General features: G+C 44.1%; 11 protein-coding genes. All 11 read right to left on the reverse strand.

Annotated features, from left to right (window positions below):
- Positions 1-59 precede the first annotated feature (59 nt).
- A complete protein-coding gene (locus BLW39_RS00335) occupies positions 60-1,223 on the reverse strand; it encodes a hydroxymethylglutaryl-CoA synthase (protein ID WP_059375259.1) in 1,164 nt (387 codons plus the stop codon).
- Between the two features lie 74 nt (positions 1,224-1,297).
- The gene (locus tag BLW39_RS00340; protein ID WP_059375262.1) at positions 1,298-2,923 is read right to left on the reverse strand and encodes an ABC-F family ATP-binding cassette domain-containing protein; all 1,626 of its coding nucleotides are present in this window, start codon (positions 2,921-2,923) and stop codon (positions 1,298-1,300) included.
- Between the two features lie 93 nt (positions 2,924-3,016).
- Positions 3,017-3,412 (reverse strand): hypothetical protein, encoded by a 396-nt coding sequence (locus BLW39_RS00345; protein WP_059375265.1) that lies wholly within the window; start codon positions 3,410-3,412, stop codon positions 3,017-3,019.
- A gap of 92 nt (positions 3,413-3,504) precedes the next feature.
- Positions 3,505-4,245 carry an RsmE family RNA methyltransferase gene (locus BLW39_RS00350; protein WP_059375268.1) on the reverse strand — a complete coding sequence of 247 codons (741 nt, stop codon included), beginning with the start codon at positions 4,243-4,245 and terminating at the stop codon, positions 3,505-3,507.
- 34 nt (positions 4,246-4,279) lie between these two features.
- Entirely contained in the window at positions 4,280-5,176 is an 897-nt protein-coding gene (gene prmA / locus BLW39_RS00355; RefSeq protein WP_074717647.1) for a 50S ribosomal protein L11 methyltransferase, read from the reverse strand.
- Positions 5,177-5,243: 67 nt separating this feature from the next.
- On the reverse strand, positions 5,244-6,383 hold the full coding sequence (locus tag BLW39_RS00360) for a zinc-binding alcohol dehydrogenase family protein (RefSeq protein WP_059375280.1): 1,140 nt from the start codon (positions 6,381-6,383) through the stop codon (positions 5,244-5,246).
- Positions 6,384-6,457: 74 nt separating this feature from the next.
- Positions 6,458-8,311: a translation elongation factor 4 gene (lepA, locus tag BLW39_RS00365; RefSeq protein ID WP_059375284.1), complete on the reverse strand. Its 1,854-nt coding sequence runs from the start codon at positions 8,309-8,311 to the stop codon at positions 6,458-6,460.
- A gap of 145 nt (positions 8,312-8,456) precedes the next feature.
- A complete protein-coding gene (locus BLW39_RS00370) occupies positions 8,457-8,864 on the reverse strand; it encodes a hypothetical protein (RefSeq protein ID WP_059375289.1) in 408 nt (135 codons plus the stop codon).
- 114 nt (positions 8,865-8,978) lie between these two features.
- Complete coding sequence (locus tag BLW39_RS00375; protein ID WP_059375293.1) at positions 8,979-10,772, reverse strand: mucin-binding protein; 1,794 nt, start codon at positions 10,770-10,772, stop codon at positions 8,979-8,981.
- 107 nt (positions 10,773-10,879) lie between these two features.
- The gene (locus tag BLW39_RS00380; RefSeq protein ID WP_082138796.1) at positions 10,880-11,689 is read right to left on the reverse strand and encodes a KxYKxGKxW signal peptide domain-containing protein; all 810 of its coding nucleotides are present in this window, start codon (positions 11,687-11,689) and stop codon (positions 10,880-10,882) included.
- 190 nt (positions 11,690-11,879) lie between these two features.
- Positions 11,880-13,172, reverse strand: a complete 1,293-nt coding sequence (locus BLW39_RS00385; protein WP_143404243.1) for a hypothetical protein — start codon at positions 13,170-13,172, stop codon at positions 11,880-11,882.
- Between the last annotated feature and the right edge of the window lie 6 nt (positions 13,173-13,178).

Raw genomic sequence — 13,178 nt, forward strand, 5'->3', positions numbered from 1 at the left:
CCATGAAAAAACGCCACAAAAGATGAACTTTTATGGCGTTTTGTTATTATTGTTTGCTTTTAGCTAAAACGGTAACGTCGTTGCCCGTCCTGCCAGCCGACAAATTGGCATAAGCCCGTCCCGTCAGGGGCATCACTTTCTTGATTTTTGCTTGAATCAAAGAGCTGAGACTGGAAGATGGCCTCATACTCGGCCACCGAAACGTTTTGGCGTTGGGCTAATTGCGCTAAGACGTCTTGTCCAGCAACAGCCTTGTCAAAGCCAGGTACCAATTCAAGCGAGAAGAGCTCCGCTTCCGCTCCAGAGCCATAGGAAAAGACGCCCAGTCGCTGACCATCGGTTAATTGCCCTTGTTGAAGCAATGAAAGTAGGGCTAAATAAACCGATCCCGTATAAAGATTACCGACCTGGCGGTTATAGACTTGTGAGGCGGTTAATTGCTCGCGTAAGAACGCCTGCTGTTGATTATCAGCCTGGTCCATAATTTGGTCCAAGGCCTTCTTCCCCATCTTCGTATAGGGCAAATGGAAGGCAAAGCCAGCAAAGTCGGCCAGCTCGTGCCCCGTTTGCTCTTGATAACGCTGCCACAAAGTCAAAAACATTTCCTTGTAAACATCCGTTGAAAGGTGGCCATCGACCAAGGCAGTGGTGGAGTCAACCGGCCGCCAAAAATCAGCAACGTCTCGACTCATATATACTGAATCGTCATTGATGGTGGCAATTGCTGGATCAGCACTAACCACCATGGCAATCGCACCGGCCCCTTGTGTCACTTCACCAGGCGTTTTTAACCCATAACGAGCAATATCACCGGCAATCACTAAGACCTTCTTATCCGGGTGCAGGGTGACAAAGTCCTTGGCCTGCATCAAGCCATAGGTTCCGGCATAACAGGCCTGCTTCATTTCAATTGTCCGAATAAAGGGTGACAAACCAAGAAGCTCCTGAGCAAAGACAGCCGCTGACTTAGAATTATCAATGCCGGACTCCGTGGCAAAAATCAGCATTTCAATCTTAGCTAAATCGTCCTCAGTTAAGATTTCTTTGGCAGCATTAACCCCCATCGTCACCACGTCTTCATAGTTTGGCACAACAGTCTGGACGGACTGACCAATCCCAATCGTATACTTGTCTGGCTCATCACCACGGGCCTTGGCTAATTCCACTAAATCTAGTGCCAAAGATGGTGTATAAAAGCCTAATTTATCAATACCAACAGCCATATCTAGTCTCCTTATCGCTGACTATAAACAAAAGGACGCTCGCAAGCGCCCTCTCTCTAGCTCTTTTACTAAGCTTAATCGTACAATGCTTTTACTTTTTCTTGGATACTGTCAGAACTAATGAACTCATCATAAGTCGTATCCAAACGATCAACAACACCCTTAGCTGATACTTCAACAATGTGGTTGGCCGTTGTTTCCAAGAATTCGTGATCGTGTGAAGTCATAATGACTGAGCCCTTAAAGTCGGCAACAGCATCGTTTAATGACTGAATTGATTCCAAATCCAAGTGGTTGGTTGGGTCGTCAAGCAACAAGACGTTGGCCTTAAGCAACATCAGCTTAGCCAAGACAATGCGGACTTTTTCGCCCCCGGACAAAACCTTAATTTGCTTCAAGGCATCATCACCCTTGAACAACATTTGACCGAGCATCCCACGCAAAGTGGTGTTATCCTTTTGCTCTTCTTCGGCGAAATCACGCAACCAGTCCAAAATAACCATTTCTTGGTCATCGAAGTTGTCGTTCAAATCCTTGGCCAAGTATGACTGACTAGTTGTCACACCCCAAGTAACCGTTCCTTCATCGGCTTCCATCGTTCCTGCTAAGATTTGCATCAAAGTGGTCGTTGCCAAATCAGACCGAGATAAGATAGCCAACTTGTCGCCTGGGCGCCCCGTAAAGGTAATGTTGTCCAAAACTTTTTCGCCATCAATCGTCTTTGAAACACCTTCCACTCGAACCAAATCATTACCGAGTTCACGGTTCAATGGGAATGAGATGTATGGGTACTTACGTGATGAAGGCTTGATATCATCAAGTGTAATCTTATCCAGTTGCTTCTTACGAGCAGTGGCCTGCTTTGACTTAGAGGCGTTGGCAGAAAAGCGCGCCACGAATTCTTGCAGCTGCTTAATTTGCTCTTCCTTCTTTGCATTTTGCTGTGAAGCCAAACGCTGAGCCAATTCGGCTGATTCACGCCAGAAGTCATAGTTTCCAACGAACGGTGTGATTTTACCGTAGTCAACATCCAAGATGTTCGTTGAGACAACGTTCAAGAAGTGACGGTCGTGCGAAACAACAATCACAAGGTTTTCAAAGTCTGCCAAAAAGTCTTCCAGCCAGGCGATCGTCTGAACATCTAGCCCGTTGGTTGGTTCGTCTAGCACCAAGATATCAGGGTTACCAAAGAGAGCTTGGGCCAACAAGACCTTCACCTTATCATTTTCAGTCAAATCACCCATCATGCTGTGCTGCATCGATTCATCGATACCCAACTTCGTCAGCAATTGTGCTGCTTCAGTTTCGGCATTCCAACCGTCAAGCTCTTCAAATTCAGCAGAAAGGTCCCCAACCCGAACACCATCTTCATCCGAAAAGTCGGGTTTAGCATAAATGGCATCCATTTCAGTCTTAACCTGGTATAGGCGTTCATGACCCTGAATCACCGTATCCATGACCGTGAAGTCGTCAAAGGCAAAGTGGTCCTGCTGTAAAGAAGACATCCGGTCATTATCGCTAATGCTGATGACCCCTTCCGTTGGCTCCAATTCACCTTGAAGCAACTTCAAAAAGGTCGACTTACCGGCACCGTTGGCACCAATAATCCCGTATGTATGGCCGGGAACCAATTTTAAGTTAACGTCCTGGTAAAGTTTCTTACCAGAAAATGAAAAGGACATGTCTGCAACAGTAATCACGAATGCTTCCTCCAAGGGGGTACAAAGTAAAAATTATTCTCTTAATAGTTTAACAGAAAAACGCCCCAATTTGGGACGCTTCGATTGGTTTCTTTATAGATTTTCATAGCCGCCATCAACTGGGACCAAGTTTTCATCTGGGTCAGACCGCGTATCCGACCAAAAAGTAAAGACGGTCAACACGAGATAAAGGCCAGCCAAATAGTAGCCGTACTCGTTATCAACCCATTCGCCAAGCCAAGTGGTCACGATGGCAAATAACAAAGCTTGAGCAAAAATCCAGTAAAAGCGCATCCCCTGCTTGCGAATTTGGTAACCAAAGTACAAAGCAAAGCCACCATTTAAGACAAAGAACAGCCAAACAACCTGGCTGATGTCTGACCAGTCAAACTGATCTGCCAGGTAAGGTAAAATGACTGTTATAACGACCATCACCAGCAAATTATAGAAGAGAGCTGAATGGCTTAATTTGTTGAGCAAGTTGCGCATTAAAAAACCTCATTATTGGAAATTGTTAAGTTAAATTATAGGCTGTTTTTCACATTTGAGCAAGTTTTTTCGAAAACTTAACAAACTTTGGCCTAGTCCAGTAACTCCCAAATAGTCGACAATGCAGCCAATGTGTATAGGGGTGCCGTCTCGGCGCGTAGAATTCTTGGACCTAAACCGGCCGGTTCGTAACCCGCTTGTGCCAGCTGATCGATTTCATTTTCAGACAAGCCACCCTCTGGACCAAAGACCGCCACAAAGTGGTCCCCCGCCTTTGCTTGTCGCGCCTTTTGAACCAAAGTTGCACTCTCACCGTGTTTCGCCGATTCTTCCCAGGCAACGATGCCTTGCCCTTTTTCTAGCGACAAAACCTCGGCAAATGTTCCCTGTCGAATGACCGGTACCTGCAGCCGGTGAGATTGTTCCGCTGCGTTTAAAGCGATTTTATGCAAACGTGTCAGACGCTTGTCGGCCTGCTTCCCCCAATCAACGACGGTCCGTTCCATTTTAGCTAAAATAATTTGGCTCACGCCCATTTCAGTCGCCTTTTGAACCAGCCAATCCGTTCGATCATTTTTAACTGGTGAAACCACCAGGGTCACAGCAACCGGCAGTTCAACGGCTTGATTTAATTCTTCAACAACGGACACAACGGCCTGTTGCTCATCTAAGGCCATCACTTCACCAACGACCAGCCGCTGTTGCTGGTCAACAAATTCCGCCTTCGTCCCCGCCTTTGCCCGCAAAACCCGGACTAAATGGTGATAGGTTTCCGATTCTGCTGGCAAAGTAAATTCTTCAGCAATTTCTTCGTTTAAAAAATAACGGTGCATACCGGTACTCCTCTTTCAACAAACTTTCATTCGATTATTCTTCCACTGGCTTTTGGGTAATAAAGGCATGCCAGGTTCCCTGATTCAAATGTTGAACGATATTTAGTCCCTGAGCCTTTAAGGCCGTCACAATCTCTGCTTGGACATCATCATAAATACCAGAAACCAAGAAATAGCCACCAGCCTTTAACCGTGGATAGACCTGCGGAATTAAGGGCGTAATCACATCAGCCAAGATATTGGCCAAAATCAAGTCAGCGTCTGACCAGTCCGGCCCCACTGCTTGCATCAAGTCGGAGGCAATCACCTTGACATCCTTAGCTACTGGATTCAGGGCAAGGTTGGCCTTCGCCGTCTCAACCGCTTCTTGGTCAATGTCGGTCGCCAAAGTTGGCCCGACACCAAGGTGTTTGGCCGCTACTGCCAAGACACCAGAGCCAGTTCCGACGTCAATCGTCTTCTCACCACCACGGACAACCGCTTCAAGCGCTTGAAGCATTAATGAAGTCGTGGGATGAGTGCCGGTCCCAAAGGCTTGGTCTGGATCCATGACAATCAGCTGTTCCTGCTCTTGGGCAGGCTGATAGTCTTCCCAGGCCGGTACCACCGTAAAGTGATTGGTTACTCGGCTGGCATGGTAGTAGTTTTTCCACTCATTAGCCCATAGACTGGCGTCCAAGCTCTCTTGCAAGATTGGCTTGGCTGTAACGGCTAGGCCGCGTGATGCCAATTCTGCCAAGGCTGCCTCATAAGCAGCCACTTGATCCTGCCAACCTGCAACCGATGTGTCTTGGTAGACCGTAACCGTTGGCTGCCCACTTTGGTCTTGCCCCTGTTCAGCACCATCAGCTCCCGCTGCCACTAATACAGCAATCACAATGTCTTGCAATTCACTTGGCACTTGCCAAACCACTTTTTGATATGTCAGCATCTATCTTCCTCTTTTACCACGAAAAAGCCGGGGACAAAGTCATCCCCGGTTGTTTCTCATTTTATCCTTACTCGACATCAACTATTGTTACCGGAGCAACATCGTTGGCGGCCGTTTGTTCAACTTTATTGGTCACCTGAGCATCGACCAGGTAATCAATGACGACCTTCCCCATCGTGTGATGGCCAGCCACATCCTGGTTAGCCAGACGCACATTTTCAGCGCTCAAGCCTTGATAAATCTTTGTGACTGTTGGTTGCAAAACGCCTTGATCTAACAAATCTGCCACAGCAGCCAAAATTGCGCCTTGCTCATCTAAGCGAACTTGTTCATTCCCACGAGCCAACATAAAGACCCAGGTAAAGGAAGCCGATTTTGACTTCAGATCACCTAGTTCAACAGGCGCTGTGCTTTCAACAATCGATGCAATAGCACCATAGGGCTTCAAGACGGCAACCATCAGGTCCCAATAGGCATTCGTGTCTTGCAAATTAGCAATGTAATCAACGGTTGGATAATCAATGGCAGCCATCTGTTCAGCTAAGTCCTCATGGTAATCCAAAACAAAGTCGGCACCAAGGTTTCGCACCCAATTCTTTGAGTCGGTATTACCAGCAGTAGCCAAAACCGTCAAGCCCAAGTACTTAGCGAGCTGAATCAAAACTGAACCAACACCACCGGCACCATTTAAAATCAACACCGAGCGACCGTCACCACTATTGCGTTCAACAGGCAAGTGAAAGCCGTGGTGCAAGATATCATGGGCAGTAATCGATGTCAGTGGCATCGCTGCTGCATCGGCATTATCCAAGTTCTTGGGAGCTGGTGCTACCAAATCAGCCTGAATCACTTGATACGTGGCATCAGCTCCGCTTTGGTGCTGAGTAGCTGCATAAAAAACCCGGTCGCCAATGAAGTAGTCCTTGACGTCCTTTCCAACAGCTTCCACAATCCCAACCACATCTAAGCCAAAGACACGAAAGTCACCAGTCTGAGCGTAACTAGCCCGCATCTTCGTATCCACTGGATTGACCGCCGTCGCTAAAATCCGCACCAAAACTTCATCCGGCTTTGGACTAGGCTTTTTGATTTCCCGTTCAGTAAAGGCATCTTCATCCGCCAGTGATCGGTTATCGGTGACGCCAACAGCCAGCATCTTTGGATGAAAATGGTCAACAATATTTTTAAAGACTTTTTTTAAGGACATGGGTTTTCTCCTTGGTAAAGTTATCGTAACCTTATCGTAACTTTTATCACCACTTTTTTCAAATTAAAGGGCGATTAGTTCCCACGAGCATACTTTTCATCATCATCCGTTTGTAAGACGGCCATAAAGGCTTCCTGTGGCACCGTTACGGTACCGACCGCCTTCATTCGGGCCTTTCCACGCTTTTGCTTATCCAGCAACTTCGCCCGTCGATCGGGGTCACCCGTGTGAATCTTAGAAGTAACGTCCTTACGGTAAGCTTTAATGTTGGTCCGGGCCAAAATCTTATTGCCAATGGCTGCTTGGACCGGAATTTCAAAGTTTTGTCGTGGAATAATTTCCTTCAACTTAGAAGTAATCACTCGGCCACGCTCAGCCGCAAAGTCACGGTGCACAATAAAGGACAGGGCATCGACCTTTTCAGAGTTCAGCAAGATATCAATCTTAACCAAATTAGCAGGACGATAACCGTCGATTTCATAGTCCAAGGAGGCGTAGCCCCGTGTTGATGACTTTAATTTGTCGAAGAAGTTAAAGATAATTTCGGACAATGGCAAGTAGTACTTAACATTGACCCGGTTTTCATCCAAATATTCCATCGTGTCAAATTCGCCACGCTTGCGCTGAGCCAGTTCCATGACTGCCCCGACGTATTCATTTGGCACCATGATATTGCCGTGAATAAAGGGTTCTTCAATTAGCTTGATTTGTTGACTTTCAGGCAATTCCGATGGGTTTTCAATCATCAAGACTTCCCCATCAACGGTTGTTACCCGATAGGTAACAGATGGAGCCGTCGTGACCAAATCAAGGTCAAATTCGCGTTCCAACCGTTCCTGAATCACATCCATGTGTAACAAGCCCAGGAAGCCAACACGGTAACCGAAGCCAAGGGCCTGTGAGGTTTCCGGTTCAAAGGTCAAAGCGGCATCGTTTAATTGCAGCTTCTCAAGGGCCTCACGCAAATCACCGTATTTGGCATTATCGGATGGATAAAGTCCGGAATAAACCATTGGGGTCATAGGCTGATAACCTGGCAATGGTTCGTCAGCCGGGTTGTCAACCAAGGTCACCGTATCACCGGAATGCGTCGTTTGAATGTCCTTAATCGAGGCTGTCAAATAACCGACATCCCCTGCCATCAAATAATCACGCTTTTGAGCATCGGGTGACATCACCCCGACTTCAGTTACTTCGTATTCCGCCCCAGTGTTCATCATCTTCACCCGGTCACCAGGTTTAACGATTCCTTCGCGGACTCGCAAATTGACCACAACACCACGGTAGGCATCGTACTGGGAATCAAAAATCAAAGCGCGCAAAGGTGCTTCCAGGTCACCATCTGGCGCCGGAAAATCAGAAACAATTCGTTCCAAAAGTTCAGGAATACCGATTCCCTGTTTGGCAGAAACCAAGACGGCATCCGAAGCATCAAGGCCAATCACGTCTTCAATTTCGCCCTTAACCTTGTCAGGGTCAGCTGCCGGCAAATCGATTTTGTTAATGACGGGCAAAATTTCCAAATCGTTATCGATGGCCAAATACACATTGGCCAATGTTTGAGCTTCAACACCTTGAGCAGCATCCACCACTAAAATTGCCCCTTCGGCCGCCGCCAAAGAACGGGAAACTTCGTAAGAAAAGTCCACGTGTCCCGGGGTATCAATCAAATGGAAAATGTACGTTTCACCATCATTGGCCTTGTAATGAACCTCGACCGCATTCAGCTTAATGGTAATCCCACGTTCCCGTTCCAAATCCATGGTATCCAGCAACTGGTTTTGCATGTCACGTTCGGCCACGGTCTGTGTCTGCTCTAAAATTCGGTCGGCAATCGTCGACTTCCCGTGATCAATGTGAGCCACAATTGAAAAATTGCGAATGTGCTTTTGCCGTTCTTGTAGTGCTGCTAAAGTAATTTCTGCCATGAATATCCTGCTTCTTATAAAGTGAGTTCTTACCTAACATTTTACAGGAAAAAGGCGGTGAAACCAAGCGGTTTACCCAACTAACAAAAGAAAAAGAATCGGTTTCATCCGATTCTTTTTCTTATGCAGTCACGATTTATCCAAATTAAAATTCATCAATTTCGTTATTCTCTTTTAATTCAGTTTCCTTAAAACGTTCCTTAACCCAGCGGCAAAAATGAACGATTAGCATTGGCATGATTGCCGGTAGAATGAATAAGATATACCAAGAAGAAATCTTCCCATTAGCAAGCATTTGGTAATCCATATAATTCTGGTAAAGAAAATACAAGACAAAAGATAATATAATCGTCCCGATAATTATCAAATAATTCTTGATTTTTTCGCTTTTTTTGGTTGTTGTGAAATCGATTGGTAAGATAGCCACCGCAATCAATGCCAATTCAAGGGAAACCATGCTATTCCCAGTTAAACCATCTAATTGATACTCGGGAATAATGATTGGCAAGAAAATAGCAGCGAAAAGAAAAATATATCTAGAATTTAACCGCACTTTTTCATCCCTCCAATCTAATTTAATAAACCAACATTAAAACATACTTTTGATTTCAGCGCAAAAAAAGACCTAGTTAAAAAACTAGGTCTTCTAAATCATCTATTTTAAAAATTAGTGCTTATTTTTCTTAGTCAAGAAGAATCCCGCTAACAAAGTCGAAATACCAAGTGTTAGAAATGCTTCCGAATTGTCACTTTTTTGCGACTTTGAACCAGTTTCAGGCAAACCACTAGCTACAGAAACAACATTATTACCCTGGCTTCCATCAGAACGGACATCCCCATTCGAATTTGTCTGACTTGGAGCAACAGCATCCTGTTGATACTCCACAATAATGTTCTGATTCGTATCTGCTGTTAAATCGTATGTCAACGTACCAGCCACAGTTGCTTGGCTTGGTGAGTGATACCCATCAATTGCTGGTGATGTAAAGCTATAATCAGCTTTTCCATTTTCAACCGAAATTGTTGGCGTTCCAACTGCTTTGCCAGTTTGAACATCGGTTGGTGTACTAATCGTGTAAGTAACCTCTTGCGACTGTGATGGTGCCAAAATACGACCATTCTGGTCTTGGTAATTAACAGTTACCTTTCTTGTCAAATGAGTAATTACATTTTGGACATCATCTTTCTGATAGGTCACAACAATCTTTTGATCAGTGTCCGCATTTGGGTCATATGACAATGTTCCTGCTACTGTTGCTTGACTTGGTGCGTGATAACCATCTACAGCTGGCGATGTAAAACTATAATCTGCCTTACCTGCAGTTACAGTAGTCGCATCATTAACTACAGCACCAGTCTGACGGTCCGTCTGTTTAGTATCTGTGTAAGTAACATCTTGACTTTGATCCGGCGCTAATGTCTTGCCCTCACTATCTTGATATGAGACGGTGATTTTACGAATCAAGGTGCTAGTAGTGGTATCAATATCATCTTTTTGATACGTGACAATAATGTGAACGTTATCCGGTTGACTTGGATCAAAGTTCAACGTGCCCGAAACCGTTGCTTGACTTGGTGAATGATAGCCACTTACTGATGGCGAGGCAAAACTATAACTGGCTGAACCACTTGCAACAGTTGCAGTTGAATCGCCAACCCAACCATTTGTTTGTAAGTCCTTTGTTCCCGTAATCAAATAACTTACATTCTGACTCACATCAGGTTTTAGTTGATTACCATTAGCATCCTGATATGAAACAGTCACAGAGCGATTAGCTGTTTTCGTGGCTGTTTCGTAACGTTTCACAACATGAATCATCCGCGAAACAGTGGTTGTCGAACCGTCACTATTGGCAACTTGATAAGTGATTTGATAATCACCAGCTGCCAAAGACCCTTGTCCGTTACTTGGATAACCATTCAAATTGGTGACAGTAATGTTGTCAGCCGAAATAGCGGAGTTATCCAAGCCATTAAAGGCTTCGATGCCAGACTTCGGATCAAAATTTATTTGTTGGTTTTGATCAAGATCAACCGTGACATCCGGTGCGACAAACCAGGCATGACCATTAGCATTCACAGGATTTAATACTGTATATGCACTCCCCTGCGAAATATATTGAGTATAAGTCTTGCCGTTATGAATCCAAGTCAACCAACCATAATTATAATTAGGCACCTGAGATAGGTTGGAAAATGGTTGGTAGGCAATCAACTTAACAATGCTATGCGTATAAGTCGAGTTGGAAAAATCAGCTGTCAACGTCAACCCATCAGCACTAACGCTGATATTAACACCATCTGCATGGGTAATGTCCTCAAAGGTTGTTCCGGTGCTAGAATCAGTTTCTTTATAGAAATAGACATTGTTAGCATCAAACGGAATATTTGAGCTCTTTAATTCAATTTTACTTCCTGAAAAGTTCTTATCCGCTGCTTGGTTGTAGACCGCTTCAGTCACAAAGTAAGGATTTCCTGCTGCGCTAAGAACAGTCGGATTATAGACAGAGGCACTCTGACCACCTTGTGTATTGGAGACATAGCCGGTCGATCCCTTTGGATAACTAGCTACGGTTGGAATCCCAGAATCCGCAATCCTTGTTGATAACCAGGTGTTGGATTATCTGTATTTAATTTCTCAGCCGTCGCCTTTGGAGTTGGTGCAATTGCAAAATTAAGATTACTTGCATTAAAGTTGCTAGTTAAGCTATTTCCTTGGTAAATGAACTCTGCATTTGCCGTAATGTTGAAATTATTAGGAGTTTCCTCATTATTAGAGTTATCCCAATTCCAACCAGGATCAGATAAATTAAAAATAGCTTGAAGATTTTGAGAACTTGGATACTGATCAGCAGTTGTTGTAATGGTTAATGTATTACCACTAAAATTGGCAGAATAGTTATTGGCTAAAGCACCTGCAGCATTTAAACCTGAGAATGACAATTCCTTACTTAAGTCTGTCCCAGCCGGACTGTTGAATGTAATTTTAATCACGGTTCCCTTGGGAATAATCGCACCATAGGGATTGTTATTTGTTAAATTGATATTATAAATTTGAGCAGAACCAGGATTTTTAACAGCTGCCCCTGCTTGACTAACACTAGCAGAAACAGTATCTACAGAAGCAGGGACTGCATTGATATTGATGTTACTCGAACTGCTGGTTGATGACTGATTTTCTCCATCAGCGCTCGCATAATGATCAGCAACCGTCAAGCCTCCAGCACCAAGAATTGAAAATGAAATCAATGAAACGGTGACCCAATTCTTCTTCACTTTCCTTAACTTCTTACGATCTACTAACTTAGTGGTAGCAACTTTTCGACTTCTCATAACGCAAAATACCTTCACTTTGTAATTATTTAAACATTCGTTCATAGGTATTATACACTATTTAGACATGTATGTGAAACAATATAGAAATAATTGGATATATAAAGGCATTTTGATTATTTTTATATCTGTTTTACAACTTTTTAACTTAATTTATGATTTATTCGACAAAGTTAAAAATAAAAAAGCATACCCTCGGTTAATTAATCCCGATGATACGCATTCTACCTTGTTATTAGTTCTTCTTATTACGCTTTGACAACCATACTGATCCACCAAATAAAGCAGCTGCGACACTTGCAATAATCCAATTACTGGATTGCTGAACTGCATGAATCGCGGCCTTTGGTAATTGGCTACCACTATCAGTCTTTGCTACAGTCGTCCCCTGCTTCTGAGTTGAATTGTTTGCAGCAGTGTTTTGACTAGCGCTACTTGTATCACTCGTCTGATTGTTAGCGCTATTATTATTTGAACTTGGATTTTCAGGTGTTGGTGCTACCTGAGTATTTTCAGCCTTTTGGATAGCACTATCCACTGAATTAGCAGTTTTAGCATAAGCAGTGTATGAAGCTGACGAATAATTAGCGGCAAGCAATTGCTGCTCCACCGTAGCCAGAGCTGTTAGCTTAGCGCTAACTTGATTAGCAGTCAAGCTAGTATCAGCCTTCACTCGACTAATCGCGGCATTTACAGCAGCTTTAATTTGTACTTCAGCTTGGTATTCACCCCGAATTTGACTAGTATAATCGAGAAGTTTCCCCCATACGGCACCATAATATTGATCCATATTATTGGTATAGTTGGCCGGATCAATTGACAAAGCACTATTAAAAAGGTTTTGGCCAGCTTGAAGCATCAGTTGCTTGGTTGAACTATCAAAAAGAACACTCCTATTAATCTCTTCCTGCGTCTGGGTAGAAATCAACTGAAACAATGTTTGCGTATACTGTTTTGCTGCTGTCGCATCCAGTCGCGGATCAGCTTGTTGATCAATTGTCGTCGCCTGATCCATTAATGACTTTGTACTCAATATATTGTCTATCTCATCCTTACTCTGCGCCAAGTCCACCAGCATGGAAAGGTAATCTCCCTCTTGGTTTAAACCAATACCTTGAAACAAACTAGCACTAGAATAACCATTCCAACGACCATCTGCAGGTAACTGGCTAATAGCAGTTTTGATTTCAGCCTGTATTGTTTTGATGGCATTAGTTTTAGCCGCACTTAAACCAGACAAAATTGTTTGCGCCTCTGTATAGGCAGCTGTGGCTTCGCCTGCCGTCGTTGCATTAGCAACTTTGGCCCGTTGTTGGGCAATAATCGTTTGGATTACTTTTTGCTGGGTATCATGAGTGTATTCTGGAAACCCAACAGAATAAGTTGTAATTGCATTAATCTCAGTGCTTTGTAAGGTGTCCAAGTTAGTATTGGCTTGTTCTTGAGCCGCTTGTAATGAACTGCTATCCTGATCATCGGCGGAAACATTGGTTTCGGTTAATGGATTAATATGTTGATCACTCGACATAGAAAA

Origin of the sequence: Fructobacillus pseudoficulneus, assembly GCF_900108455.1 — a bacterium.
GTDB lineage: Bacteria > Bacillota > Bacilli > Lactobacillales > Lactobacillaceae > Fructobacillus > Fructobacillus pseudoficulneus.

What these genes read in the sequence shown, in the direction of transcription:
- BLW39_RS00335 (WP_059375259.1), bottom strand. Translation starts at nt 1,223, where the DNA reads ATGGCTGTTGGTATTGATAAATTAGGCTTTTATACACCATCTTTGGCA.
- BLW39_RS00345 (WP_059375265.1), bottom strand. Translation starts at nt 3,412, where the DNA reads ATGCGCAACTTGCTCAACAAATTAAGCCATTCAGCTCTCTTCTATAAT.
- BLW39_RS00350 (WP_059375268.1), bottom strand. Translation starts at nt 4,245, where the DNA reads ATGCACCGTTATTTTTTAAACGAAGAAATTGCTGAAGAATTTACTTTG.
- prmA (WP_074717647.1), bottom strand. Translation starts at nt 5,176, where the DNA reads ATGCTGACATATCAAAAAGTGGTTTGGCAAGTGCCAAGTGAATTGCAA.
- BLW39_RS00360 (WP_059375280.1), bottom strand. Translation starts at nt 6,383, where the DNA reads ATGTCCTTAAAAAAAGTCTTTAAAAATATTGTTGACCATTTTCATCCA.
- lepA (WP_059375284.1), bottom strand. Translation starts at nt 8,311, where the DNA reads ATGGCAGAAATTACTTTAGCAGCACTACAAGAACGGCAAAAGCACATT.
- BLW39_RS00380 (WP_082138796.1), bottom strand. Translation starts at nt 11,689, where the DNA reads ATGAACGAATGTTTAAATAATTACAAAGTGAAGGTATTTTGCGTTATG.
- BLW39_RS00385 (WP_143404243.1), bottom strand. Translation starts at nt 13,172, where the DNA reads ATGTCGAGTGATCAACATATTAATCCATTAACCGAAACCAATGTTTCC.